The organism is Bacillus sp. JS, assembly GCF_000259365.1.
In the GTDB taxonomy this organism is placed as follows: Bacteria; Bacillota; Bacilli; order Bacillales; family Bacillaceae; genus Bacillus; species Bacillus stercoris.
The window spans coordinates 2930093-2955836 of the sequence record NC_017743.1; the positions used below are offsets into that span (position 1 = coordinate 2930093).

Below are 25744 nucleotides of genomic sequence, written 5' to 3' on the forward strand. Positions count from 1 at the left end.
TCCGCAATGAATTAAGATAAATGAAATTTGAATATTTCCTCGTATTTTGGTGATTGGTTCAAGTGTATTTGAAAGAGCGAAAACCGCTCAGCCCTCATCGAAACCTCGCCGCTTTCAAACGGAACATGAGCCGGAAATCCTTCTTCGCCTGTCCATTTTCTCGCCAGCGTCATATGAGGATGATACGGTCTTTTTTCCACTTGAAAACCAGCCTGAAGCACAGCCTGCTTTGTATGCTCCCTCAGCCTTTCAAGCGTGTTGTTTTTCTTAGGCTCCAGGTGTAAAACGCGCGGCCTTTTGCGGTCGCCGAATACATCTATCTTGCCAAACTCAATTGAAAATGGATCGATTTCTGAAGCAATCTCGGCTAGCGAACCTTCAAGCTTCTTTATTTGTGTCTCATCCGCCGCTCCGAGAAAAATTAACGTGATATGATAGTCAAGCGGGTGCACCCATTTTTGAAACGTCAATACCGGCTCGTTTTTCGCAGCCTGGTAAATCGGGTTTGCAATTCCCTCAGGTATGGGAACGCCGATGAAATAATGAGGCCGTATATCTGGCATCCGTCTGACACTCCCTTCTTTAACAGCTATTATTTTATCAATAAAGAGGCTGTGCGGATAGAGGAACAGTGTATGAAAACACTCTCGCACAAACGTTTATTATGTTAGGATATTATATGACACTTGTTTTATTCAGAAAGGAATGACAATGTTGAAAATCGTTGAAAACACAGCTGATCTGATAGGAGATACACCGCTAGTGAGATTGAACCGGCTTCAGCCGAAAAATGCGGCACAAGTCTATTTAAAGCTTGAATTTTTCAATCCGAGCGGCAGTGTGAAAGACAGAGCAGCTTATCAAATGATCATAGAAGCTGAACAAAACGGTTTGCTCAAGCCGGGATCAGTTATTATAGAGCCGACAAGCGGAAATACCGGAATCGGGCTCGCTATGAATGCGGCAGCACGCGGATATAAAGCAATCTTAGTGATGCCTGATACGATGACGAAGGAACGGATCAACCTGCTTAAAGCTTACGGTGCAGAGGTTGTATTAACTCCCGGAGAGGAAAGAATGCCGGGCAGCATTAAAAAAGCGAAGGAGCTTGCCGAACAAATTCCGAACAGCTATATTCCAATGCAGTTCGATAACACTGCCAATCCTGATGCACACCGGAAAACAACGGCGCCTGAAATTGCCCGGGCAATAGAGGAAATCGGAAAACCGCTCGGCGCTTTTGTAGCCTCATCGGGAACGGGCGGAACCATTACCGGAACAGGTGAGGCGCTCAAAGAGCTTTTTCCGGATATCACGGTTCATGTTGTTGAGCCAGCGGGTTCGCCTGTATTATCCGGCGGAAAACCCGGCGCGCATAAACTTGTAGGAACAAGCCCAGGCTTTATACCGCCGATTTTAAATGAAGACGTTTATGATGAAATTATCAAAATCTCTGATGAAGACGCATATACAACGACAAGACGGCTTGCTGCTGAAGAAGGAATTCTTGTCGGCCCTTCATCAGGAGCAGCCTGCTTCGCGGCAATCGAAACAGCGAAACGCCTCTCTCCTGACAAAGTTGTCGTCTGCATGACAGCCGATACAGGAGAACGGTACTTATCAACTGATTTATGGTCATTTATTTAAAAAAAGGACTGGCTTCAGCAGAAGCCGGTCCTTTTATTTTGCAAGCTCGTAAATGGCCTGCGCATATAATGCTGTCGATCTAAGAAGGTCATCAATTTCAATATATTCATCCTTTTGATGTGCGCTGTCAGGGCGTCCGGGGAACAGCGGGCCGAAGGCGACACCGGCTTTTAGCGATCTGGCATACGTCCCTCCGCCGATTGAGATTAAGTCAGCTTTTTTACCCAGCTGGCCTTCATAAACCTTTTGCAGGGTTTTGACTAGCGGATGATCTGCTGACACATGATGCGGCTTGCTGTCTTTGAATTCGCCCAGCTCAAATTCAGTTGCGCTTTCGAATACATCCCGGATCGCTTTGCTTTCTGCTGTCACAGGATAGCGGATATTGATCCCGAGCTCGCCTCCTTGCCCTTCTTTATAGCACAGTGTTCCGACGTTTAATGTCAGCTCACCGCTAATTTCATCCTCACAGTCGATGTTCAGTTTCTTTCCTCTTGTATCACCTGAGAATTTGTCTGTCACCACTTGCACAAACCGCAGTCCTGCATCGTCAAGCTCAGTCTGCTGCAGAAATTCGCACAATAAAATGCCGGCATTGATCCCATTGTTCGGTTCCATCGCATGGCAGGAAAGCCCGTACATACGCAAAATGAGCTGTCCGTTCTCTATTTCAGCTTCTCCTTTTTGATCCGTCGTGCGGAGCATGTCTTTAAATGAAGACAGAATCTCTTCTTTTTTCTGCCCTTCAATGACGGCTTCAGCAGCGTCAGGCACCATGTTCAAACGGAGGCCTGACTGAAACGAGACAAGCACTGCCTTTGGCTCGGCTTGATTTGCGACATGCGGGATAAGTAAAGAAGCATCGATAATCCCTTTTTCCGCGTTAATAATCGGAAAATCGGCGTCAGGCGCAAAGCCAAGTGTTGGCATTTCTTCATGCTTGAAGTAATGCTCTACGCATCTCCAATCGCTTTCTTCATCTGTTCCGATAATCATTCTGACTCGCTTGGACAGCGGCAAATTCATGTCTTTTACGATTTTCAGCGCATAGAATGCTGCCATTGTCGGGCCTTTGTCATCAATGGCGCCTCTTGCATAAATCCGCCCATTACGGATTTCAGCTGAAAACGGATCACTCGTCCAATCGTCTCCCGGCGGCACGACGTCAACATGGCAAAGTACGCCGACAATGTCATCGCCCTCGCCCCATTCAATATGACCTGCGAAGCCATCAAGATTTTTTGTTGTAAAGCCTTCTTTTTCTCCAAGCTCCAGCAGTGAAGTCAGGCTGGCGTTTACCCCTTCTCCAAACGGTTTGCCGGGTCCGGCGGTTGTTTCGTCCATGACACTGTTGATTCTCAAAAATTCCTGCGTATCACGAATTAAATCCTCTTTTCTTCTGATCACTTCAACTTCCCAGTTCATAATGATCCCCTTTCCGCAAGAAATGACTTGCAAAAACCAAATAAAACGAATAATATTAATGGTGTTTTGTTAAAACGTTCGTAATTGGAGGATACTATGTTTCATCTAAAAGAGCAGCAAACATCCATAAAGCAAGAAATCATAGCAGGGCTGACGACCTTTTTCACAATGGTCTATATCGTCGTGGTTAATCCGGTCATTTTGGCTAACGCCGGGGTTCCTTTCGACCAGGTTTTCACCGCAACGATCATTGCCTCCATTGTCGGAACGCTGTGGATGGCCCTGGCAGCAAATTATCCGATTGCTATTGCGCCCGGCATGGGCTTGAACGCATATTTAGCCTTTCATGTCGTAAGCGCAAGCGATGGCGGCATCACATACGCAACAGCTTTCAGTGCAGTATTTACAGCAGGGGTTCTCTTCATTATTTTATCGTTAACGCCTTTAAGAAAACAACTTATAGAAGCGATTCCAAACAATTTAAAATACGGGATCACAACAGGGATCGGGCTGTTTATTGCTTTTATCGGTTTGCGTCAAGCGGGAATTGTGGCAGCTGATGAATCAAACCTGGTTACTCTCGGCAATCTGCATTCACCGGGTGTCATTTTAACACTCGTCGGCCTTTTGATCAGCGTGGTCCTGATGGTGCTGAATGTAAGCGGCGCTTTATTTATCGGAATGGCAGCTACCGCTTTGATCGCCTTTTTTACCGGACAGCTTCATTTTTCAAAGGGATTTATGTCGTTTCCTCATTTGCCGGAAGGATTGATGATCTCAAATCCATTTACCGCTTTTGGCGACGTCATTCATCACGGCCTGTACGCTGTCGTCTTTTCTTTTCTATTGGTCACCATTTTTGATACGACAGGCACAATGATCGGAGTAGCAGAGCAAGCAGGGCTCATGAAAAACAATAAGCTGCCGAACGTGCGAAAAGCGCTGCTTGCTGATTCAACCGCGACGACAGTAGGAGCTGTGTTCGGCACAAGCCCGACGACGGCATTTATCGAATCTTCCGCAGGCGTCGCAGCCGGGGGAAGAACGGGGCTTACAGCTTTGACTGTGGCGGTGATGTTTGCGGCATCAATGTTTTTCAGTCCGCTTGTCAGCGCCTTGTCCGGCATAGCTGCCATCACCTCGCCTGCTTTGATTATTGTAGGCAGTCTGATGATGGGCTCAGTTTCCAATATGAACTGGAAAGAGATGGACGAAGCATTCCCAGCGTTTCTCGTCATTTTGGCTATGCCTTTGACATCAAGCATTTCTACAGGAATCGCCCTTGGCTTTATTTCGTATCCGATTGTAAAAGCGGCACGGGGAAAATGGAGAGAGATTCATCCGCTCGTTATCGTTTTCGCCATACTGTTTTTCATCCAGCTGTTTATTTTATAACACATAAAGAAAACCCAAACGCTCAGTCGTTTGGGTTTTTTATATGAATAATAAAGAGACGGCGGCCGCAAAAAAACAGCAAGCGGCAAACGCATAGTGCAAAGTGTTGATACAGCTTTTTCTGGCCCGGTAATATTCATCACTTTCCATATCGGTGCCAATTAAAAAAGGGGCATCCATGACCTTATCAAAAATAAGCGTCAGGATATAACGGCAAACACCTGTATAAACCAGAAGCGCTATCACCTTCAGCCAAATCGGGGAGACAAAAATCAAAATCGTAAAGGCCGACAAAAGCATGTACATTTCCCTCATATACTCGCCATTCCTCAGCATGACTTTGAAAAACAATTCCTTATAGCCAGTGCAGATCGTTCGCCTTTTAAATATCCTTTTTGAATTGCGGTATAATAACGGTTTTCTTCTCATCCTGTCTTTTACTTTTGGCATTCCCGCCTCCTGGCTCATCATCATCACAAGTCCTGCAAGGGCAAGCCTTCTTTTTTTCTCTTCAGTCACTTCAGCTTCAAAACCCGTAAACGTGGCTGTCTTTTTCAAACTGCGGACGGCTGAAAAAAGCAAAAATAAAATGCCTAAAAGCGCAAGCAAGTGCCACTCAGTCAAAACAATCAAGATAGCAGAACCAGCAAAAAGAATAGCTCTTGCAGAGATATCGCCAATCCATCTCGAAATGGAGCGCGGCTTTCTGATCCTGTCTTGCTTTGAAGATAAAAAGAACATATGAAGGCCAAATAAGTAACATATTAGAAGCGCGCTTTCTGCGAATGTGATGTGAACAGAATGACGGATTAAAGGAAAAACAATGAAAAAGAGCAGCAGCCATTTGGCCAGCGTGACCAAAAAAGAATACAAAAGCGCATACCGTTTTAACTGATAGATTATTTCTTTCTTTTGCAGCAAAAACACTTTGTCCGCTTCCATTAAAAATGTGCGAATCGAGCCTGTAAACATGATCAGCACACACACAGCATACAGCCATCTCCATTCCGCCACTTCAGACCACTCATAAAGAAGGCCTCTTCCGTTCATCAAATCAATATACTGATAGACGACAAAAGCAAGCGCCGGCAAAACGATATAGAGAGCGACTGTCCAGTCAATGACCGCATGCAATACCTTAAACTGATACCTGTAATAGTCAAACAGCCTCCGAAAAAAGAGCGTACGCCCGTTCATGGCCGATCACCTTGAACTGCCTTATAAAAACAGTCAAGCAATGACTGCCCCTCTAATCCGGTCTTGTCCTGAATATCTTTTAACGTGCCTTGGAGAAATAAAGAACCTTTCTCAATCATGTAAAACCGGTCACAGATCTTTTCCGCGGTATCGAGCACGTGTGTACACATGAGAATGCCAGCTCCCCGTTCTTTTTCAGCTTTAAGCATGTCCACAAAACGTTTCGTCGATATCGGATCAAGCCCGATAAACGGTTCATCAATCACATAGATATCAGGCTTAGAGAGAAAAGCCTGGATAAGCATCAGTTTTTGCTGCATGCCTTTTGAAAAGGTGACAGGCAGCTCATGCCTGACATGATCAAGCGAAAACGTCTGCAGAAGGCTTTGGGCCCGTTGTGCAAATTCACTCTCTTCAATGCCATGGAGTGTGCTGATCAGATCCAAATGCTCCCACAGCGTCAGTTCTTCGTAGAAGGACGGATGCTCCGGAATGTATGCAAATGAACAGTTGTTCCAGGCAATTTGCCCTTTAAAATCTTCTGAGAGGCCGAGTATCGCCTTCATTGCGGTGCTTTTTCCGGCACCGTTAGCTCCGATCAGCCCGACCAGCTCCCCTTTTCCGACTTCCAGAAAAACATCGGTGAGCACTTTTTTACGGCTTGTATACCCCGCCTGTTCTATTGAAGCTTCAAGTAAATTTGTCAAACTCACCCACCTCCAAAATTTACTACGAAACAGAATAAAAAAAGTTTCTTTAAGCATAATAATATTGAGCCGAAATACATAGTAATCCAACAAGGATGGCTGCCCAACGAGAATTGGAAAAAATTAATAGGAGTTATCCCTAGATTCATTGCTGCAATATCGTGTATAATGAGGGCGAATTATTTTAACAATTACAGATGTCTGCCTTTGTTGCTATTTCGTACGCAGTTGATAGTCGTGAGTTGTGGTTAGTCAAGTCCATCCGATCTTATGATAGGGAGTGGTTTTTTGAAACCTTCAACAAACCGTATGCTAACTCGAATCAAATCAGTTTACATGTTTATCCAAGAAAAAGGTCTTGTGACAACGCAGGAACTGGTTGACGAATTCGGCATTACACCTAGAACGATTCAAAGAGACTTAAATGTGTTGGCATATAATGATCTTGTTCATAGTCCAAGCCGTGGCAAGTGGGAGACAACGAGAAAGAAAGTAAAGATTACCTCATAAATTGAAAAATTACATAGGGCCGCCTGTGAGCGGCCTGATAGATACAGGGCGAAGAAACTTCCGAGCCTTGTTTTTGTGCGCTTATAAATAAAACCCCGCATTCGTATGCGGGGTTTTTTCATGCTTGCGGTTCATTGAGCCAATGAAGTTCTTCCTCCGTAAGCTCCCGGTATTCTCCGGGTGCCAGAGCGGGATCCAGGGAAACGCGCCCCATCGAAAGCCGCTTCAGATAAACCACTTCATTGCCTACAGCCTTTGCCATCTGCTTGACCTGATGGTATTTTCCTTCGGTAATTGTCAGATATATCACAGTATTGCCATTGTCGTTTGTTTTGATTTCCGCTTTTGCCGGCTTTGTTTTATAGCCGCCTTCTATGTAGACACCCGTTTCCAAATCGGAAATGTTTTCCGGTGAAATCTGTGATTTTAAATGGACTTCATACGTTTTTGGGACATGCTTTTTAGGAGAAAGGAGCCGATGTGCGAGCTGGCCATCATTTGTGAGCAGCAAAAAGCCCTCTGTATCTTTATCAAGCCTGCCGGCGGGAAATGGCTCAAATCTCATCTCCTCCGGCGTCAGCAGATCGATCACTGTTTGCTGCCGGCTGTCCTCGGTCGCCGACAGCACGCCTTGCGGTTTATTCATCATAAGATAAATGAACTCACGGTAATCAACCGGTTCCCCGTATACGGTAACCTCCTGTGTATCAGGATCAACGTGCGCCTTTACATCTTTGGCCGGTTTGCCGTCGATCATAACGGCTCCCGCCTTCACAACGGCTTTGACTTCTTTTCTGGAACCATACCCGCTGTTGGCAAGCAGCTTATCAAGTCTCATTCCTCATCTCTCCTTTATAAAAGAAAGCCCGCAGCATGCGAGCCCTCCGTTTCATCATATCTTGTTCATCAGCCCGCATGTCTGCCTTTCTTTAAGAAACCCGGCAAACGGCGGCCTAAAATTTTCTGCAAAAATCCTAACCGGTAGCCGCAATACAGGTAAACAGCACCGCCAACAGCGGCCGCAATCACCACAACAATCGCAGCTTGCAGCTGGCCATCCTGATAGGAAATAAAGAAGCTTAATACCCACTGTACGATTTTCACGGCAATACCCATAATAGCTGATAAGACCAGCATCAAAACAGTTCGTTTAACCAGTATCTTATACGAATAGCCTGCATGGCGCTTAATCATGATAAATCCATATAAAAGTGAAGCGATATATCCAAGAGCCGTCGCTAAAATCGCTCCGTCAGCCTGCATCAGCTTGATTAGCGGAACATTCAGCACAAGCTTAATCACGACACCGATCACAAGGCTGACAACCGCAAATTTTTGTTTATTGATGCCCTGCAGAATGGCTGCATTGACCGTAAACAAAGAGAACAAAATCGCGACTGGCGAATACCAAAGCAGAATGTTTGCTCCCAGTTCAGGATGAAGGCTCTCTGACCCGTAAAAGAACGTATACGTTGGTCCTGACAATAGAGAGATCCCGACAACAGCCGGAATAATTAAAAACAGGATCGTCTGCATCGTTTGGTTAATCTGCTGATTTAACAGCTTATAGTTTGCGCTTGTAAACGATTCAGTAATCGTTGGAATTAATGTCAGTCCGAAAGCTGTTGCAAGGGAAACCGGGATCATCACGAGCTTCTGCACATACAGGGTTAGAATTGCCAGCATGTCCTGGCTGATGGCTTGATGCCCGGCTTCAATCATCGCTTTGTTAAACGTATTTGTATCAATATAGTTATACAAAGGGATGGCTAGTCCGACAAAAACGTACGGAGCAGCATAGCTGAACAGCTCGAAAAACATTTTCTTGTAGCTTAAGTTTGCTGTCGGACCCGTATTCGGCATCATCGCCAGCAGGCTGCCCTTCCGTTTGTTCCAATAAATATACAGCACGACCAGCCCTCCGAAGGCACCGATCAGCGCTGCGAAGGTCGCATAGCCGACAGCGATGACAAGACCGCCGTTGAAAACCTTCAAAATCAGGTATGTCGCACTCAATAGAAAGATGATGCGGACAATCTGTTCAACGACTTGGGAAACAGCTGTCGGACCCATCATTTGGTGCCCTTGGAAGAATCCGCGAACAAGACTCATAATCGGTACGACCAAAAGCGCTAAGCTGACCATGCGGATGACATAAACGACATGATCAATTGTCAGGCCGTTATTATCCTTGCCTCCCAGCGATATTTCCGCAAACATCGGAGCGGATAGATACAGAATGAAAAAGGCTATCATTCCTGTAACGAGCATAACCGACATGCCCGCCTTGAGCATTTTTCTGCTTGTCTCATAATCCCCTTTGGAATTATATTTGGACACAAATTTAGAAACAGCGGCCGGAAAGCCCATCGTAGCAATATTCAAAAATAAAGTGTATTGGTTGTATCCGTATTGAAATAATGCACCGCCTGTCGCCCCGACCATAATGCTGAAGGGAATTAAATAGACCATTCCCAGAATTCGCGATATATATGTACCGAGCGTTAACACAAACGTGCCTCTTAACAGTTTGCTTGACATGTTTCTTCATCACCATTTTCTACGAAGATTCAACTTTTCTATTTTACCACAACTGGGCATTTAGACGGTAATAAATACAAAAGCAATCCTGTGAACATTCGTATCCGCTGCAAAAGACGTTTAAGGAGCGGCTTTCTTTCGCTATAATAGTACTGCGGACGGGATGTCCGCATACGAAACGAAAAGAAAGTTGATGATAAAGATGAAACAATATGACGTAATCGTAATTGGCGGCGGCCCTTCAGGCTTGATGGCTGCGATTGCAGCAGGGGAGCAGGGCGCTGGCGTTTTGCTGATAGATAAAGGAAATAAATTAGGGCGGAAACTCGCGATTTCCGGGGGCGGCCGCTGCAATGTGACAAACCGCCTTCCTGTGGAAGAAATTATTAAGCACATCCCCGGCAACGGGCGTTTTTTATACAGCGCGTTTTCTGAATTTAATAATGAAGATATTATCAAGTTTTTTGAAAACCTTGGCATTCAATTAAAGGAAGAGGATCACGGCAGAATGTTTCCTGTGACCGACAAAGCCCAAAGCGTTGTTGACGCGCTGTTAAACAGGCTGAAGCAGCTCCGTGTAACAATCAGAACGAACGAGAAAATTAAATCTGTTATATATAAAGATGGACAGGCGGCAGGGATTGTGACGAATAATGGCGAAATGATCCATAGCCAGGCTGTCATTATCGCTGTCGGCGGCAAAAGTGTGCCTCATACCGGAAGCACGGGAGACGGCTATGAATGGGCTGAAGCCGCAGGCCATACCATAACAGAGCTGTTTCCGACAGAGGTACCCGTCACTTCTGGCGAACCGTTCATTAAGCAAAAAACACTTCAGGGCTTATCACTAAGAGATGTAGCCGTCAGTGTGTTAAATAAAAAAGGCAAACCAATCATCACACATAAAATGGACATGCTGTTTACCCATTTCGGCCTCTCAGGCCCTGCCATTCTCAGATGCAGCCAATTTGTCGTGAAAGAGCTGAAAAAACAGCCCCAAGTTCCTATCAGAATTGACTTATATCCGGATATCAATGAAGAAACTCTTTTCCAAAAGATGTTTAAAGAACTGAAGGAAGCACCGAAAAAAGCCATTAAAAACGTACTGAAACCCTGGATGCAGGAGCGCTACCTCCTATTTCTGCTCGAAAAAAACGGCATCTCTCCGAACGTATCGTTTTCTGAGCTGCCAAGGGACCCTTTCAGACAATTTGTAAAGGACTGCAAGCAGTTTACTGTTCTCGCAAATGGCACACTGTCGCTTGATAAGGCATTTGTCACGGGAGGCGGGGTATCTGTAAAAGAAATCGACCCGAAAAAGATGGCCTCTAAAAAAATGGAGGGGCTTTACTTTTGCGGAGAAATTCTGGATATCCACGGCTACACAGGAGGATACAATATCACCTCCGCCCTAGTAACAGGAAGGCTTGCGGGGCTCAATGCCGGTCGCTTTTCCCGCTCCTGACCAGCCTTTTCAAATTTTTACAAAACGCTGAACATTTGAAAATTCTCCGCATTCATGGTAGGGTGAGACTTGTTTTGTTTCACCTGATTGCGGGGTAATTTTAAGAGAGGAATGATCTGCCAGCGTACGACCATACTAAGCCTGCGAGCAGATATAGGCGTACACAAAAAATTTAGAGGGTGAGAATATTTGAAAAATATATCTAGTGTATTTTGGATTGTGATTGTGATCACAGCTGCTGCTGTATTATGGGGCGTTGTTTCTCCAGACAGCCTGCAAAACGTATCCCAATCCGCACAAGCGTTTATCACCAATACGTTTGGTTGGTATTATCTTTTAGTTGTCTCATTGTTTGTCGGGTTCTGTCTCTTTTTGATTTTCAGCCCGATCGGCAAAATTAAACTCGGAAGACCCGATGAAAAACCGGAATTCGGGTTATTATCATGGTTCGCCATGCTGTTCAGCGCAGGCATGGGAATCGGCTTGGTATTCTACGGTGCGGCTGAACCGATCAGCCATTACGCAATTAGCTCTCCATCAGGTGAAACAGAAACCCCCCAAGCCTTTAGAGATGCACTCCGCTATACGTTTTTCCACTGGGGTCTGCACGCTTGGGCCATTTATGCCGTCGTGGCATTATGCATTGCCTATTTCCAATTCCGAAAAGGCGCTCCAGGATTAATCAGCAGCACGCTGTCACCGATTCTAGGCGATAAAGTTAACGGTCCGATCGGCAAATTAATTGACTGTATTGCTGTTTTTGCCACAGTCGTCGGAGTAGCCACAAGCCTTGGTATCGGGGCGACTCAAATTAACGGCGGATTGAGTTACTTATTTGGCATCCCAAATAACTTTCTCGTTCAATTTATTTTGATTGCCATTGTTACTGTGCTTTTCTTGATTTCTGCGTGGAGCGGACTCGGAAAAGGCATTAAATATTTGAGCAACACCAATATGGTATTAGCTGGACTGTTAATGCTGTTTGTGCTGTTTGTCGGGCCTACCGTACTGATTATGAACTCATTTACAGATTCTATCGGACAGTATATTCAAAACATCGTGCAAATGAGCTTCAGACTGACACCGTACGATCCTGAAAAACGCGAATGGATTAACGGCTGGACGATTTTCTATTGGGCATGGTGGATTTCCTGGTCTCCATTTGTCGGCATTTTCATCGCCCGGGTATCCAGGGGACGGACGATCCGTGAATTTTTGATCGGTGTCTTGGTAACACCATGTATTCTCGCGTTCCTATGGTTCTCTATCTTTGGCGTATCGGCTATGGATCTTCAGCAGAACGGCACATTCAATGTAGCGAAGCTGTCTACGGAAACGATGCTGTTTGGAACACTTGACCATTATCCGCTGGCGATGGTGACATCTATTTTGTCACTGATCCTGATCGCTGTATTCTTTATTACGTCTGCTGACTCTGCAACATTTGTGCTCGGCATGCAGACGACCTACGGCTCATTGAACCCAGCCAATTCAGTAAAATTCAGCTGGGGCATCATTCAATCTGCCATGGCTGCTGTCCTCTTGTATTCCGGCGGTCTTTCCGCTTTGCAAAACACAGCCATTCTGGCAGCGCTGCCGTTTTCTATCGTCATCCTGCTGATGATTGCCGCTCTCTATAAATCGCTCTCAAAAGAACGAAGAGAGATCAAAAGAGCGGAGAAAATCGACAAACCGAGAAGTCCAAGAGTGAAAAAGGCATATTAACAAAAAAGATCTTTCCGCGCACGCGGGAAGATCTTTTTTTATTTGCGGTATAGAATAAGGGCGGAAAAACAGTAAAGCTGCTCACCGTCCGGATCGCACGCCGCCGAAACCGTATATTTGATATCAATCAGCTGCTCCTCCGATATCCCTTTTAAAAATGAATTGATTTCCGTCTGTAAGTCTTTTTCATGTTCTTCATCAAATACTGCCACCTTCAGCATCTTATCCGCTCTCCTTTCTCTATCAATCTATTCCGTTTGGAACAGCGTTATGATAGAGAAATGATGATCACCTCATCTCCGGATAAAAAGCTTTCTTTGTATGGTGTTTCTTCTGCGGCACACCGTCTTGGTTCTCCACTTTCAACAGTACAGCATAAACCATTCGCATATGGCAGTAGCTGATCAGGCTGACGCTGAAAAAAGGGACAATGCCGGGCAAGTACGCAAGCAAGAAAAAGAGAGCCACAGTCAGCGCAAGCATCGCAAGCGTATATTGCAAATACGCTACACTGAGCAAGAGCGAAAACTTCACGTACAGACGTTTTTTCCAGTCAAAATGGACAAGCAGCGGAAACACATAAAAAAGCATGGATACGAACAAAAAGCCAAATATCATAATGGCGAAGCGCAGAACATGCAGAAGGAAATGGCTCGGATAAATAAAGGCCAAATCGATATAAATAATCAATCCGATGATCGCCAATACAGCGCCAATCAGATTTGAACGAAAAAACTCAGCCTTGTATTCCCGCCAAAACGTTTTGAGCACCGAAACGTTGTCCTGCCCTTGAATCCACTTCCGCATGACAGCGAATAAAGCCGCGGTCGCGGGCATGATGCCAAACACACCGAGACCGAGCAATACAAACAACAGCCACAGCAAGTTTGTATACGCGAATCTCATGATCCATTCGCAAAAGCGCAGCATCCGCCCCAGTGAACCATCATGTTCCATGGAGGCCCCCCCTTTTTTGCACTATACATTCTGCATCTGAAAAAGCTCTTTAATCCCGATCGGCCTCTTTTCGGCAACCGAGCGCCACATTCCCTCACCAACCGCGATGGAGTAGGCTCCGGCTTCAGCCCCGGCTAAAATATCATAGCGGCGAAGCGGGTCTTTCCCTAAAAAAAGATCCTCAAGCAAAAGCGGATCGCCTCCGCCATGCCCTCCCTCATTTTTGACCACTTGTATCGTCTGCTTTGATTCAAAAAGCGGATAGTATTCGATTGTCTGCTCAGGAAAAGCAAACGGAATTCTGGAAGGTTCGTGAAATTCATTTGATTCGATCCGCCCTTTTGTGCCGTTGATCGTCAGCCGGTAGCCTTCATACGGGGCCGAAAATAAAATCGAATAGCTTAATAGTGCACCGCCATCATATTTGACTGTCGCCACGTACGTATCCTCGATGTCAATTTCTTCGTCAAAAATACACGCGTCAGGCCTGTATGCAGTATATAAGCTGGACTGGTCTCCTGCTTGGAGATGATCATCCTTTACAGAAGCTTTGGAGGAACGGGGATGCCACCTAGAATAGTAATGGCACTTTTCTTTGACCCGGCACGTCCCGCAAAAACGCCCGTCTTCTTCCGGCAAGGGGTTCCACTCACTGTCCGGCCCATAGTAATTCAAGGCGCCATAAGCAAATACCTCCTCCGGATTTTGCCCGAGCCACCAATTGACGAGATCGAAATGATGCGTTGATTTATGGACCGAAAGACCTCCGGAAAGCGGTCTCGACCTGTTCCAGCGTTTAAAATAGCTGGCGCCATGATACGTATCAATATACCAATTTAAATCAACGGAGGTGACCCTGCCTATTTTTCCTTCCAGTATCATTTCTTTGATTTTCCGATGAAACGGGCTGTAGCGATAGTTAAACGCGACGGTGACTTTTCCCTCGCTTTTGGCCTCCGCTTCAAGCACCCGATTCGCATCCTGCACTGTCGTCACCATTGGTTTTTCAGTAATCACATCTGTATTCCACTGAAGGCTTTTTACAATATATGTGACATGCGTATCGTCCCTGCCTGCCACAATGACGATATCAGGCTTTGACACGCGCATCATCTCGTCGAAAGCATCTTCGTTAAACTCGGCCACGTGGGCCAGCTCGGGAAATTTCTCCTTGCAAACGGCAAAACGTTTCGGATCGGCATCCAGCAATCCGGTAATCTCATAATGAGTTGAAAACCGCTCCACCAGCGGTTTGATAAACATACTGAGAGCTCTGCTGCTCACTCCGCAAATGACGATGTTCTTCAATGTTCTCACCTCTATCGGGCTTCAGTTAGTTGGGAAATCAGCTGCAGCGCTTCCTCTGTTTTTTCAGCATACACAGGGATAAACGCTGCCATATCGCGATTCAATCGAAAAGAATAGCCGTTCAGCTGTTTTTCCCCTTTTTCGATCTGAACGGCATAGATTGTTTTCTCTCCTGTTTTTTTATTAACCGTTGTATAAGGAGATGTTTTTTCAGGAGACAATCCGTTTAACGGCTGAAAATTTTCTGGATCATCGTAAGCCTGAAACATGTCTTCAGGCACGATGAAAACATCTCCCTCATGGGCGGTAATTTCAGTCAGCAGTTTTTCCTGAAAAGCTGGAAAGATATCGACCTTCCCGGCATTCTGCCCAGCGGCCATTTTTATGTTTTCCTGTACGCCAGCCTTCATATCAGAAAAGAGAATGACATGCATTCCGTCCGGCCTGTTTGAGCATGATGCCAAAAAGAGCACTAAGACGATTACCCACAAAGCCGTACGTATCCTTTTTGTCATTTCCCCGCTGACCTAAATAGAGGCTCCAGCTCTGTCATGGCCAAAATAAACGCGCCGGCTCCGTGCAGATCGTTTGTGCTTCTTTCGCGGCTGACATAATAGTCATAGAAGCCGGCTGATGTTCCGACACATATGTCTTTGACAAGAAACGCTCCGTCTTCTGTTGTTTCGGTTTTATGCTGAATCAAGCCTTGATACGCTTTTAGTAGTGTTGTTTCGTAAGCTCTGTCTAGATAGCCTTTATTGATTCCTTTCGCAAGTGCGTACATGTACAGGCAGGACCCTGAGCTTTCCAGCCAGTTATCAGACCTGTCTCCCTTATCAACGATCTGATACCATAGCCCTGTCTCCTTGTCTTGATAGCGGCAGATGCTTTCCATCATGTCCTGCAACGTGTTTTTCCACACATGACGGTTTGGATGCTTCTTCGGCAGCTCTTCAATCATGTCAGCAAGTGACATGACGTACCAGCCGATGGAACGTGCCCAAAATTCCGGTGAACAGCCTGTCTCTTCATTGGCCCAAGGCATTTTTTTCGCTTCATCCCAGGCGTGATAAAAGAGTCCGGTTTTTGAATCCTTCATATGCTTTCTCATCAATGACTCCTGCAGCACGACCTGATCAAACAGCTCCGGCTCCTCCTTCAGATTCGCGTATTTCAGTGCGAACGGCCCCCCCATGTATAAGCCGTCAAGCCACATTTGGTAAGAATAACCGTCTTTGTGCCAAAAACCATCCTCAGACGTCCGGTTCAATGTTCCATATAAGCCGCGGAGCCTTTTTGCCGCTTTGACATACCGCTCATCCTTCGTCTGCTCGTATAATGGAAAAAGAATGAGACCCGCTTGAATAGCGTCCAGCTCATCTCTCCTAAATAATAGATTGCCATAATCATCGATTAAGAGATCTGCATAAGCCTTCGCATACTCAAAATACCGCTTTTCCCCGGTTGCTTCCCATAACCGCAATACACCGCATAAGAAAACGCCTTGATGGTAATGCCAGCGGTTTGCAGGCGGCAGCTCCTCGACTGTGTACGTGTTCATAATCGTATTTGCCAATGCCTCCGCGTACGTAAGAGGCGATTTTACAGCGATTGATTGATCCATTGATCCCATCCCTTTCCTAATAAATTCCTTCCTCGCCAAATTTCTTCGCCAAACGATTCGCAAGCATGACCAAAATCAGCCCGACTGCCGCTTTAAATACACCGACTGCTGTACTGTAGCTGAATTGCCCCTGTTTCAGCCCGGCAGTATAAACATACGTATCAAAAATTTCCGCTACTTCCCTATTCGTTGCATTTAACAGCAAATACACATGCTCGAAGCCAAGCTCCAGCGTGTCTCCGATTTTCAAAATCAGCAAAACGACGATAACGCTTTTAATGGCGGGCAGCGTAATATGCCACATTTGCCGCAGCCGTCCCGCTCCGTCCATTTTCGCCGCTTCATACAGCTGAGGGTCAACCGCTGTAATGGCCGCCAGATAAATGATCGTCGACCACCCAGCTTCCCTCCAGATAACCTGAAGAATATACAGGGGCCTGAACCATTCTTCGTTCAGCAGAAAATTGATTTTTTCACCGCCAAAAAACACAATCAGTTCATTAATCAAGCCTCCGTCTACCGTTAAAAGCACAAACGACAGCGATACAACAATGACCCAAGACATAAAATGCGGGATATAAATCAGCGTCTGAACAAATTTTTTAAAGAGAGCAATCCGCACTTCGTTCAATAGAAGCGCCAGCAAAATCGGCACCGGGAAAAATATGGCCAGGTTCAATGCAAATAACACGAGCGTATTTTTTAACAAGAGAAAAAATGTAGGCTCAGTAAACAGCCTGATAAAATGCTTCAGCCCGACCCACTCACTGCCCAAAATGCCGAGGAATGGCTGATAATCCTGAAATGCAATCACAATCCCCCACATCGGGACATACTTAAAAAGCAAAAAATAAATACACCCAGGCAAAATCATCAAGTACAAATATTTTTGCTGGATCAGTTTACTTAGTAAGCGCTTTCTTTTTTCTTTTTTAAAAATGACTGCATCAACAGCCGGCGCTTGCGCTTCTGCTGTTTTCATTTTTTTCAAGCCTCCTTTCACAGGTTCTTGCATTCACTGTAGCTCAGCAGGCAAAAGTCCGTCTACAATCATATGATCACATCCTGTTTTATCCCTTTATGATCAATGGTTCAGCAGTTCCACCTGAAATAAAGACACCGATATTAGAAAATGATTATTGACAATATCTATCAATCTTTGGATTAATTGTATTAAAGTGAAGTGGATTTAGGAAATGGGGGGTTTTATGAAAAGAAGCCAATACAAGTTTTACTACAAGCTGATCACGTTTTTCTGCCTGCTCAGCACCATTCCGGTTATTTTGGTCGGATTGTTTTCGTACGAGCACTCTCAGAAAACGGCTATTTCCAACGTTTCGGAGGAAAAATTCGACACACTCCAGCAGACCCAGCAAAGCATCGAGCATATCTTGAAAACCGTTGATCACTCTTTGACCCACTATGTGAGTTCGCCGCCTCTCCTTCGCACATTGTCCGAGTCTTTGCACTCTGACCAATTTCAAATCTATAACCAAGTGAACCAAGAGCTCAATTATCTGCAAAGCTTTGATACCGACCTGTCCAATCTGACGTTAGTCAGTTTAACGAAAAAATGGTATATGAACAATTCCGGTTTGTACCGCTTAAACACAGACACTCTTCATGAAGCAGCCTCAGCATACACGAAACACAAAGCGAGCCGCTCATATTGGACACTTGAGGAAAACAATCATTTGATTTCCACAAAAGAAGGCACATCAGATAACTGCCGTTACAATATCAATTTAATTAAGCAGCTGCCTTTGAACAGCACAAATACAAAAGGATTAGCCGCCGCAAGCATCCCGAGCTGTTCGCTTGTCAAAAATATGCCCGACTATTCTAACGCCAACAACCTGTTTATCATGGATGAAAAAGGCCGTATCATCCTGCATAACAATATGTCTGACGTCGGAGAATCTCTTCATAACGACGGTTTTGTCCAAAAAATGCTGGCGCAAACCGCTAATAGCGGTCAGTTTGAAACAGTTATTGACCGGATTCAATATAAAGTCACCTATCAAAAATCCGATTATAACACGTGGACTTATTTTTCTCTCGTTTCCCTGCCTGAGCTAAAAAAAGAAGCCAAGTCAATCGGCTGGATCACTTTTACAGTATGCCTTATTTTGTTAGCGCTTTCATTATTGTTTTCTTGGCTGGGTTCCCGCCATTTTTACAAGCCGATCAGGGTGCTTTACGAATCATTCGCAAGGCATGGTGCCATACAAGAAAAACAGCTGCCTCAAAATGAATTTGAGTTAATTGAACAGAGCTTTAAGCAGCTGAAGGACAGAAATGATGATCTTGAAGAAACGATGAAGCAGCAAGCCACCCACCTGCAGCAATATTTTATGGTCAGGCTTATGCTCGGAAAACTGACGGATGAGGAGGTTAATAACCGCTTTGAAAGCCTCGGTTTAAAGCAAAATTGGCGGCACCTTGCCCTGCTTGTGCTCCAAATTGACACACTAAATCATACACCTTATGAGAAAAAAGATATGGATTTGCTTTTGTTTGCCGTCAACAGCCTGATTGAGCGCAGCATCCCGACGGACAAACATCTTGCCCCCGCCGTGGTGGACAAACAGCAGGCAACGATTTTGATCAATCAAAGCGGGACAAAGGAGGAATTCATGGCTGAGCTGAATGAGACTGCAAGGATGATTCAGAAAAAAGCGGAAGCTGAGCTGCAGCTGTCTGTCAGCATCGGCATCAGCCAGCCGTTTGATGCGCTGACAAAGGCGAAAACAGCCTACGCTGAAGGTTCGGAGGCGTTGAAATACCGGCTCAAAGCAGAAAACAAATCGATTATCTTTTATGAAGACCTGGACCAGAAAAAAACCTTCAAAACCCATTTTCCCAAGCAGCTTCAGCATGAGCTGTTCGATGCCGTCAAAGCAGGAGACAAGGAGAAAGCGGACAAATGCCTGCACGCGATTTTGCAAGCCATTTTCACCCAGAACACTAACCCGTACCAATTTCAGATCGCCATCGCGCGCTTTTTGAACCATGTGATTGAGCTGATGCATGTGCTCGGGATCGAATTGTTTGAGCTTGAAGAAAACAAAATGCTGTATGACCAGATTTTCGAGCTGAAAACGTTCGAGGATACCGAAAACTGGCTCAAAAATGAGTTTATTGACCCGATGACAGACAAAGTGAACGCCCGCGCGGATGCCCAGTACAAAAATATTTCCGACAACATCATTCATATCATCCACCATGAGTTTGAATCTGAGTTGACACTGGATGAAATCGCACGCAGGCTCCATTACAACCCAAACTATTTAAGCAGCATTTTCAAAAAAGAAATGGGTATTTCATTCAGCGAGTATGTCTCAAGCTACCGACATCATATGGCGAAAAGCTGGCTTGCCGAAACCGACATGGCGGTCAAGGCCATTGCGGAAAAACTAAAATATAAAAACTCGCAAAATTTTATCAGGTCATTTAAAAAGCTGGAGGGAATTACACCGGGAAACTACCGCCAGCAAAAAAGAAGCATGTAAAAAACCCAAAACACGCAAGCGGTTTTGGGTTTTTCCAGTGTTATTTTGTTTGTTTAAACGCTTCTTCGTATTCCTGAATAATTTGTTTTCCTCCGCTCGACTCCCATTTTTCCACTTCTTTATCGAACTGGCTTTCTGTGATGTCGCCAATCATATATTTATAGGTCGCATCATCAATGATTTTCTTCAGTTCATCCCCCCGTTCCGACTCCGATGCGGAATACAGGCTTTCAGCAGGATTTGAGACGATGATCTTTTCATTGTCCTCAGTCAGCTCCTCATACGCCGTCCGAAGCGGGTCTCCCGTGTTTTTTAAGTAGGCTTTATCAATGGCAATTAAGGCGGACAGCGGCTGAATATCAGTCTGCCAGTCTTTTACCTGGCTTTCTTTGCGTGTGAACGTTTTGTCCTCTCCTTTGTTGTAGTGCACGCCGTCGATGCCATAAGTCATCAGGCTATAGACGTCTTCTTCGGCAATCCGGTCAAAAAATGCCAAGATCCGTTTAAGCTCAGCTTCCGTTTTCACACTCGTTTTCGGGAAAGCAAACACGCCGTTATGGCCTCCTGATGCCCATACCCGCTCTTTCCCATCTGGGCCTTTTATGCGGTTGATGATCTCAAGCTTCATCGATTTATCAGAAGCATGGTCGCGCAGATTGACGGCATCTACCATATTGCCAATATAAATGCCGGCTTTTCCTTGAGAAAAAAGCTCCTGCTGCTGGGTTTTGCTTGTGACGGGAAAATCCTTATTCATATACCCCTTATCACGCAGCTTTTTCATATAATTCATCGTGTCTTTATATTCCTGTGTCATGAAATCAGGGGTGAATTTGCCGCCTGATTCCTTCCAATCTGTCGGCATGCCTTCATACGAGCCAATCGTTTTAAACGCGCCGTAAATCAAGTCATTACGGTCTGCCAGCCCGAACGTATCATCTTTCCCATCCTTGTCCGGGTCGTCCTCCGTAAATGCTTTGGCCACTTCATAAAGCTCATCAAGCGTTTCCGGCGTTTTCAAATTCAAATTGTCCAGCCAGTCCTTCCGAATGACGATTCCCTGTCTGGAAAGCGGTCGCTCTCTGTATATCCCGTAGAGCTTGCCATCGATGGTTACGTTTTTATTAATGAGTTTGTTCATTTTGTTTAAGTTAGGATAATCCTTGATATAATCGCCGATTTCCCAGAACATTCCTGACCGGAAGGCATTCATGACTGACGAATTTTTAATATCCTGGATGGTGACGATTTGCGGAAGATTGCCGGCTGCAAGCGCCGCATTCAGCCTGTCTTCTTTCACCGCGTCTGGAACCCAGGTGATGTCGAGTTCTGTATTTGTCAGCTTTTCAATTTCTTTAATCGCCCTGTCTTTCGGCGGCTGCTGGTGATACAAAATCGCCATCCAAGACAGCTTGACCTTTGAATCCGATTCAGCTTTGCCTTCAGCAGAAGACTGATCAGCCCCTTTACAGCCTGCCAGCACTCCGCCGAGTGCCAGTACAAGCACCATGAAAAGCACCCTCCATTTGTTTCCCATCGTACCCCTCCGTTTCATATTTTTTATCCTTTAACAGATCCCAGTAAAGCTCCTTTTGCAAAATGCTTTTGTATAAACGGATAGACAAGCAGAACCGGGATGGTCGCCACCACTATGACTGCCATTTTAATCGTTTGCTCAGGCGGCGGGCTGCCCGAGCCCATCTCTGACATATCCCCCTGCATGCCGCTTGATACAATGACGATTTGGCGCAGAAGCACCTGAATCGGCCATTTTGCTGAATCATTTAAGTACAAAATCGCTGTCATATACGTGTTCCAATACGTGACCGCATAAAACAATGAAATCGTTGCGATCGCAGGCAGAGACAGCGGCAGCACGATTTTAAAGAAAATGCCCAGGTCATTGCACCCATCGATTTTCGCGGACTCTTCCAGGCTTGCCGGGATATTTTGAAAGAAGTTTTTCAGAATGATCAGGTTAAAAGCATTAATGGCTGTCGGCAAAATGAGCGCCCAGTAAGAATCGAGCAATCCAAGCGATTTGACCACAAGAAAAGTCGGAATCATGCCGCCGCTGAACAGCATCGTAAATACAACAAGAAACATGAGCGGCTGCCGTCCGATTAATTCACGGCGGGATAACCCGTAAGCCATCAGTGAAGATAAAAACATGCTGACTGCAGTACCTATCACTGTCACAAACACAGAAACAAGCAAACTCTTATAAATAATATCTGTTGAAAAAATGTAGCGATAAGCATCTAGCGAAAAAGTGGTCGGTATTAAAATAAATGTTTTCGACACAACTTCTTCTACTGTGGCGAAGGATGCTGCGATGACATGAATGAACGGCAGTACGCATATTAAAGCGAACATCAGCAAAAACCCGTAAATCAACATATCAAACAAGCGACTTTTCAGTGAATGTGCGATAGCTCCCACCTCTCTTTTGTAAGCGTTATCATTCTTTCCTAAACAAGCTGCAGCATGTGACGATATCGTGTCTAAAATGTAGCAAATCAGTAATTGCCATGTCTATAATCATTTGAACAGAGCCCCAGACCGGGTGGGGAATCCCGCACATGAAAGCCAATGACAAAAGAAAAAGAGCATAATCTTAGAAAATGATTATGCTCCGTTTTCCTCCTCGCTCAGAAGCTCGGCCGTATTGATTTGTGGCGAAAAACCAAGTTCATTGACAGCAGATTCAATGGACCATGGCCGGCCCGGATTATCAGAGACGGCGTAATAAGTGCCGTACCGGATATTGGTTTCAATGGCGGCTTTAAAAATTGACAGCAGATCAGGGTGAGAAAGCAGTGTCTTTTTCGTCCGTTCTTTTTCATGCAGCGTATCCATTTCATCTGTGACGACTGTTCCGATTCGAAGGTTGATCACTGAAAGCTTTTTTTCCAAATAAAACAAATGGCCGATCTGTTCAGACGTCAGCTTTAATACACCGTACAAGTTTTTTGACAGCGGATAATCGCTTGTTGTGATTTCCCGTCCTAAGAGCGAGTGCCCGTCTTTTTCGTATACATCTGTGACATGATTGCTGCTGGCGAACACGAGCTTTTGAATGCCGAGCTCTGCTGCCGCGCGGCACAGATAATAGCTTGCCCTATAGAAAACATCCGTCATTTTTTCAAACTCAGCGATGTCCATGACATCGTATTTAATTTTGACAGCCAGTAAATTTAAGATCACATCGGTATCTTTCGGAATCTTCTTCAAGAGATCCTCGTAATTTGCGGCGTCAGCCTGAATGAAAGAGGCTGTGCCATCGAAATGGTCTTTATCAAGCACTGTCACTTCATAATCTGAAATAAGCCCTTCAGCAAGCAGTCTCCCTATCACACCATTTCCGCCGGCAATCAGCACTTTTTTCACTGTGTTCACTCCCCTTTTTTATAGATTGCCCATTTTCGGCGGGGCTGACACTTTTTTTGGCACTCACATGCTTTGGTTTATTCAAAAATCACCCGCAGCTCTTCAAGCGCCCGAAATCCAAAAAGCGGCCGATATCGCCATTCAGAATCTGCGAGCTTCAGGCTGGGCATTCGCTGCAGAAGGGTGTTAATCGCAATTTGCGCTTCTAATCGTGCCAACGAGGACCCTAAGCAAACATGATGGCCATGCCCGAATGAAAGATGCGGATTAGGGCTTCTCGTAATATCGAAGACATCGGGGTGTGCGAATATGCTTGGATCTCGATTAGCCGCCCCTAACAAAAGATAGACTTGTTCTCCTTGACGGATTGTCACCCCGCTGATTTCAATATCCTCTGCCGCAACTCTGGCTGTCATTTGCGTGGGGCTTTCATATCGCAGAGTTTCCTCGACTGCTGTACCAATAAGATCTGGATTTTCTCTCAGTTTCAAAAGCTGTTCTGGGTGTTGCAGCAGACAAAGGACTGAATTGCTGATGAGATTGACCGTTGTCTCATGTCCGGCGATCGCCAGCAATATGCACGTAGATGCTGCTTCCTCTTCCGTCAGCTTATCCTTTTCTTTCCCCTTCAAGAGCATGCTGATCATATCCTGTTGAGGGTGGTGTTTTCGCTTTTGAATCAGCTCTCTGAAATATGCCATAGCCTGTACAGCAATATGATTGCCCTCTGTTAATCCCTTTCTTGACCGGGTAAAATCAATCGTTTGAATGAGACTCGCAGCCCATTCCTTTAATTGCTCCCGATCTTCCTCCGGCACACCTATAATGTTAGCGATGACGAAGCTTGCTAACGGAAAAGCAAAGTCCGAAATGACCTCCATCTTTTTTTCACCTTGCACCTGATCGAGCAACTGGTGAACAGCTTCAATGATGTACGGCCGATAACACTCTGTTGTTCGCGGCGTAAATGCTCCGCTGGCAAGCGTCCGCAATCGTCGATGATCAGGCTGATTCTGAAACAGCATCATTTGATTTTGCACATGTGTAAGGTCCTGATATTTGGCTGATCTTTCAGGCAGCGGTGTGCGGACTTTGAATCTCGCATCTTTCAAAATAGCTGCCGTTTCTTCATATCCCGTGACATACCAGCCCGGATATTTAAAGAAACTCCCTTTATATATAGGATGAACAGCTCGCAATGTGTCGTAAAAAGGATATGGATTTTTCAAAAACTCAGAAGATGCATGTAAAGATGCAATTGTCATGTGATCTTCTCCTTTCTGTTCAAAAATAAAAGCAATCGACATCACACCGATTGCTTTTATTGATTCTTTCAGCTTTTCGCGCTTAAACTGGCCTTCATTTCTTCGACTGATTCAACTTCAAAGCCTAAATCACTCAGCATTTTATGATCCTCGGTCTCCTCTTGCCCGGCAGTTGTTAAGTAGTCTCCGACAAAAATGGAGTTTGCGGCGTAAAGCCCTAATGGCTGCAATGAGCGGAGATTGACCTCTCTTCCTCCGGAAATGCGAATTTCTTTTGATGGATTGATAAAACGGAACAGCGCCAGCACTTTTAAACAATACAGCGGGTTTAATTCGTTGACGCCTTCTAATGGCGTACCATCAATCGCATGCAAAAAATTCACCGGAATGGAATCCGCGTCAAGAGCCTTTAAGCTTTTGGCGATGTCAATGACATCCTGTTTTGTCTCCTTCATTCCGATAATGGCGCCTGAACACGGAGACAGTCCAGATTCTTTGGCGATTTCAACCGTATTGACTCTGTCATCGTATGTATGTGAGGTCGTGATGTTTGAATGGTTTCTCTGCGAGGTATTCAAATTATGATTATAACGGTCTACTCCTGCCTCTTTGAGCCGCTTCGCCTGCTCTGGCTTTAACAGTCCGAGGCACGCACAAACCTTCAATCCATACGTCTCTTTAATTTCATGTACCGCATCTACGACCTGATCTACTTCTCTGTTGGACGGCCCTCTGCCGCTTGCCACGATACAATATGTGCCGATATTCAGATCGTGCGCCCGCTTTGCGCCTTCAAGCAGCGTTTCCTTATTCACCATCCGGTAAGACTCAATTGGCGCTTTCGAAATGGCAGACTGTGAACAATAGCCGCAGTTTTCCGGGCAGAGCCCTGATTTCGCATTCATAATCATATTGAGCTTTACTTTTTTTCCGTAAAAGTGTTTTCTGATGTGAAAAGCCCCGTGCATTAATAGCAAAATATCTTCATCCGGACAATTTAATATTGAAAGCGCCTCTTCGTCTGTCACTTCTGCTCCAGCCAGCACCCGGTCTGCGAGTTCCATCCATTGATTCAT

The 25744-nt window shown here is 45.3% G+C and carries 23 protein-coding genes; 6 read left to right on the plus strand and 17 right to left on the minus strand.

From position 1 onward, the window contains the following. Positions 1-11 precede the first annotated feature (11 nt). Positions 12-563 carry an RNA 2',3'-cyclic phosphodiesterase gene (thpR, locus tag MY9_RS14875; protein WP_014665027.1) on the minus strand — a complete coding sequence of 184 codons (552 nt, stop codon included), beginning with the start codon at positions 561-563 and terminating at the stop codon, positions 12-14. A gap of 148 nt (positions 564-711) precedes the next feature. On the opposite strand from thpR, the gene cysK reads away from it, so the two are divergent. Further along, on the plus strand, positions 712-1647 hold the full coding sequence (gene cysK / locus MY9_RS14880) for a cysteine synthase A (protein ID WP_014665028.1): 936 nt from the start codon (positions 712-714) through the stop codon (positions 1645-1647). Between the two features lie 33 nt (positions 1648-1680). On the opposite strand, the gene pepV is transcribed toward cysK, so the two are convergent. Continuing rightward, entirely contained in the window at positions 1681-3072 is a 1392-nt protein-coding gene (gene pepV, locus MY9_RS14885) for a dipeptidase PepV (RefSeq protein ID WP_014665029.1), read from the minus strand. A 96-nt stretch (positions 3073-3168) separates the two neighbouring features. Here pepV and pbuO point away from each other — a divergent pair, with 96 nt between their 5' ends. After that, positions 3169-4467: a hypoxanthine/guanine permease PbuO gene (pbuO, locus tag MY9_RS14890; protein ID WP_014665030.1), complete on the plus strand. Its 1299-nt coding sequence runs from the start codon at positions 3169-3171 to the stop codon at positions 4465-4467. Between the two features lie 39 nt (positions 4468-4506). Here the strand turns inward: pbuO and MY9_RS14895 are convergent, their stop codons facing one another. Next, the gene (locus tag MY9_RS14895; RefSeq protein WP_014665031.1) at positions 4507-5664 is read right to left on the minus strand and encodes an ABC transporter permease; all 1158 of its coding nucleotides are present in this window, start codon (positions 5662-5664) and stop codon (positions 4507-4509) included. Beyond that, the gene (locus tag MY9_RS14900) at positions 5661-6371 is read right to left on the minus strand and encodes an ABC transporter ATP-binding protein (protein ID WP_014665032.1); all 711 of its coding nucleotides are present in this window, start codon (positions 6369-6371) and stop codon (positions 5661-5663) included. Before MY9_RS14900 ends, MY9_RS14895 begins: the two co-directional genes overlap by 4 nt. Positions 6372-6659: 288 nt before the next feature. Here MY9_RS14900 and MY9_RS14905 point away from each other — a divergent pair, with 288 nt between their 5' ends. Continuing rightward, the gene (locus MY9_RS14905) at positions 6660-6881 is read left to right on the plus strand and encodes a DeoR family transcriptional regulator (protein WP_003152337.1); all 222 of its coding nucleotides are present in this window, start codon (positions 6660-6662) and stop codon (positions 6879-6881) included. Positions 6882-6999: 118 nt separating this feature from the next. Here the strand turns inward: MY9_RS14905 and MY9_RS14910 are convergent, their stop codons facing one another. Both MY9_RS14910 and murJ read right to left on the minus strand, forming a co-directional pair. Further along, the gene (locus MY9_RS14910; protein ID WP_014665033.1) at positions 7000-7719 is read right to left on the minus strand and encodes a pseudouridine synthase; all 720 of its coding nucleotides are present in this window, start codon (positions 7717-7719) and stop codon (positions 7000-7002) included. A 68-nt stretch (positions 7720-7787) separates the two neighbouring features. Beyond that, positions 7788-9422 carry a lipid II flippase MurJ gene (gene murJ, locus MY9_RS14915; RefSeq protein ID WP_040082102.1) on the minus strand — a complete coding sequence of 545 codons (1635 nt, stop codon included), beginning with the start codon at positions 9420-9422 and terminating at the stop codon, positions 7788-7790. Positions 9423-9624: 202 nt separating this feature from the next. On the opposite strand from murJ, the gene MY9_RS14920 reads away from it, so the two are divergent. Together MY9_RS14920 and opuD are read left to right on the plus strand one after the other, a co-directional pair. After that, positions 9625-10887: an NAD(P)/FAD-dependent oxidoreductase gene (locus MY9_RS14920; RefSeq protein ID WP_040082530.1), complete on the plus strand. Its 1263-nt coding sequence runs from the start codon at positions 9625-9627 to the stop codon at positions 10885-10887. Between the two features lie 189 nt (positions 10888-11076). Further along, complete coding sequence (opuD, locus tag MY9_RS14925) at positions 11077-12612, plus strand: glycine betaine transporter OpuD (RefSeq protein WP_014665036.1); 1536 nt, start codon at positions 11077-11079, stop codon at positions 12610-12612. A gap of 38 nt (positions 12613-12650) precedes the next feature. Here opuD and MY9_RS14930 read toward each other — a convergent pair whose 3' ends face one another. From MY9_RS14930 to rmgP, 6 genes are all read right to left on the minus strand, one after another. Next, a complete protein-coding gene (locus MY9_RS14930; RefSeq protein WP_003223398.1) occupies positions 12651-12833 on the minus strand; it encodes a sporulation protein Cse60 in 183 nt (60 codons plus the stop codon). A 67-nt stretch (positions 12834-12900) separates the two neighbouring features. After that, positions 12901-13569, minus strand: a complete 669-nt coding sequence (locus MY9_RS14935) for a YesL family protein (RefSeq protein ID WP_014665037.1) — start codon at positions 13567-13569, stop codon at positions 12901-12903. A gap of 21 nt (positions 13570-13590) precedes the next feature. Continuing rightward, complete coding sequence (locus MY9_RS14940) at positions 13591-14877, minus strand: Gfo/Idh/MocA family protein (RefSeq protein WP_041521403.1); 1287 nt, start codon at positions 14875-14877, stop codon at positions 13591-13593. 11 nt (positions 14878-14888) lie between these two features. After that, positions 14889-15392, minus strand: coding sequence for a rhamnogalaturonan transport/degradation protein RmgS (gene rmgS / locus MY9_RS14945; RefSeq protein WP_081483637.1), 504 nt, complete (start codon positions 15390-15392; stop codon positions 14889-14891). Further along, complete coding sequence (rmgQ, locus tag MY9_RS14950) at positions 15389-16510, minus strand: unsaturated rhamnogalacturonyl hydrolase (protein ID WP_148267356.1); 1122 nt, start codon at positions 16508-16510, stop codon at positions 15389-15391. Before rmgQ ends, rmgS begins: the two co-directional genes overlap by 4 nt. Before the next feature lie 7 nt (positions 16511-16517). Then, positions 16518-17483, minus strand: coding sequence for a polygalacturonan/rhamnogalacturonan ABC transporter permease (gene rmgP, locus MY9_RS14955; protein WP_014665041.1), 966 nt, complete (start codon positions 17481-17483; stop codon positions 16518-16520). 214 nt (positions 17484-17697) lie between these two features. On the opposite strand from rmgP, the gene MY9_RS14960 reads away from it, so the two are divergent. After that, positions 17698-20013 carry a helix-turn-helix domain-containing protein gene (locus MY9_RS14960; RefSeq protein WP_014665042.1) on the plus strand — a complete coding sequence of 772 codons (2316 nt, stop codon included), beginning with the start codon at positions 17698-17700 and terminating at the stop codon, positions 20011-20013. 40 nt (positions 20014-20053) lie between these two features. On the opposite strand, the gene MY9_RS14965 is transcribed toward MY9_RS14960, so the two are convergent. From MY9_RS14965 to bioB, 5 genes are all read right to left on the minus strand, one after another. Next, the gene (locus MY9_RS14965; RefSeq protein ID WP_014665043.1) at positions 20054-21550 is read right to left on the minus strand and encodes an extracellular solute-binding protein; all 1497 of its coding nucleotides are present in this window, start codon (positions 21548-21550) and stop codon (positions 20054-20056) included. Positions 21551-21573: 23 nt separating this feature from the next. Next, positions 21574-22434 carry a carbohydrate ABC transporter permease gene (locus MY9_RS14970; RefSeq protein WP_080478349.1) on the minus strand — a complete coding sequence of 287 codons (861 nt, stop codon included), beginning with the start codon at positions 22432-22434 and terminating at the stop codon, positions 21574-21576. Between the two features lie 207 nt (positions 22435-22641). Continuing rightward, positions 22642-23403, minus strand: a complete 762-nt coding sequence (locus tag MY9_RS14975) for an NAD-dependent epimerase/dehydratase family protein (RefSeq protein WP_014665045.1) — start codon at positions 23401-23403, stop codon at positions 22642-22644. A 77-nt stretch (positions 23404-23480) separates the two neighbouring features. Next, positions 23481-24668 carry a cytochrome P450 gene (locus MY9_RS14980; RefSeq protein ID WP_041521404.1) on the minus strand — a complete coding sequence of 396 codons (1188 nt, stop codon included), beginning with the start codon at positions 24666-24668 and terminating at the stop codon, positions 23481-23483. Positions 24669-24736: 68 nt separating this feature from the next. Further along, positions 24737-25744, minus strand: a complete 1008-nt coding sequence (gene bioB / locus MY9_RS14985) for a biotin synthase BioB (RefSeq protein WP_014665046.1) — start codon at positions 25742-25744, stop codon at positions 24737-24739.

What these genes read in the sequence shown, in the direction of transcription:
- pepV (WP_014665029.1), bottom strand. Translation starts at nt 3,072, where the DNA reads ATGAACTGGGAAGTTGAAGTGATCAGAAGAAAAGAGGATTTAATTCGT.
- MY9_RS14935 (WP_014665037.1), bottom strand. Translation starts at nt 13,569, where the DNA reads ATGGAACATGATGGTTCACTGGGGCGGATGCTGCGCTTTTGCGAATGG.
- murJ (WP_040082102.1), bottom strand. Translation starts at nt 9,422, where the DNA reads ATGTCAAGCAAACTGTTAAGAGGCACGTTTGTGTTAACGCTCGGTACA.
- cysK (WP_014665028.1), top strand. Translation starts at nt 712, where the DNA reads ATGTTGAAAATCGTTGAAAACACAGCTGATCTGATAGGAGATACACCG.
- MY9_RS14895 (WP_014665031.1), bottom strand. Translation starts at nt 5,664, where the DNA reads ATGAACGGGCGTACGCTCTTTTTTCGGAGGCTGTTTGACTATTACAGG.
- MY9_RS14965 (WP_014665043.1), bottom strand. Translation starts at nt 21,550, where the DNA reads ATGGGAAACAAATGGAGGGTGCTTTTCATGGTGCTTGTACTGGCACTC.
- MY9_RS14930 (WP_003223398.1), bottom strand. Translation starts at nt 12,833, where the DNA reads ATGCTGAAGGTGGCAGTATTTGATGAAGAACATGAAAAAGACTTACAG.
- pbuO (WP_014665030.1), top strand. Translation starts at nt 3,169, where the DNA reads ATGTTTCATCTAAAAGAGCAGCAAACATCCATAAAGCAAGAAATCATA.
- thpR (WP_014665027.1), bottom strand. Translation starts at nt 563, where the DNA reads ATGCCAGATATACGGCCTCATTATTTCATCGGCGTTCCCATACCTGAG.
- MY9_RS14910 (WP_014665033.1), bottom strand. Translation starts at nt 7,719, where the DNA reads ATGAGACTTGATAAGCTGCTTGCCAACAGCGGGTATGGTTCCAGAAAA.
- MY9_RS14920 (WP_040082530.1), top strand. Translation starts at nt 9,625, where the DNA reads ATGAAACAATATGACGTAATCGTAATTGGCGGCGGCCCTTCAGGCTTG.
- rmgP (WP_014665041.1), bottom strand. Translation starts at nt 17,483, where the DNA reads ATGAAAACAGCAGAAGCGCAAGCGCCGGCTGTTGATGCAGTCATTTTT.
- MY9_RS14960 (WP_014665042.1), top strand. Translation starts at nt 17,698, where the DNA reads ATGGGGGGTTTTATGAAAAGAAGCCAATACAAGTTTTACTACAAGCTG.
- bioB (WP_014665046.1), bottom strand. Translation starts at nt 25,744, where the DNA reads ATGAATCAATGGATGGAACTCGCAGACCGGGTGCTGGCTGGAGCAGAA.
- rmgQ (WP_148267356.1), bottom strand. Translation starts at nt 16,510, where the DNA reads ATGGGATCAATGGATCAATCAATCGCTGTAAAATCGCCTCTTACGTAC.
- rmgS (WP_081483637.1), bottom strand. Translation starts at nt 15,392, where the DNA reads ATGACAAAAAGGATACGTACGGCTTTGTGGGTAATCGTCTTAGTGCTC.
- MY9_RS14980 (WP_041521404.1), bottom strand. Translation starts at nt 24,668, where the DNA reads ATGACAATTGCATCTTTACATGCATCTTCTGAGTTTTTGAAAAATCCA.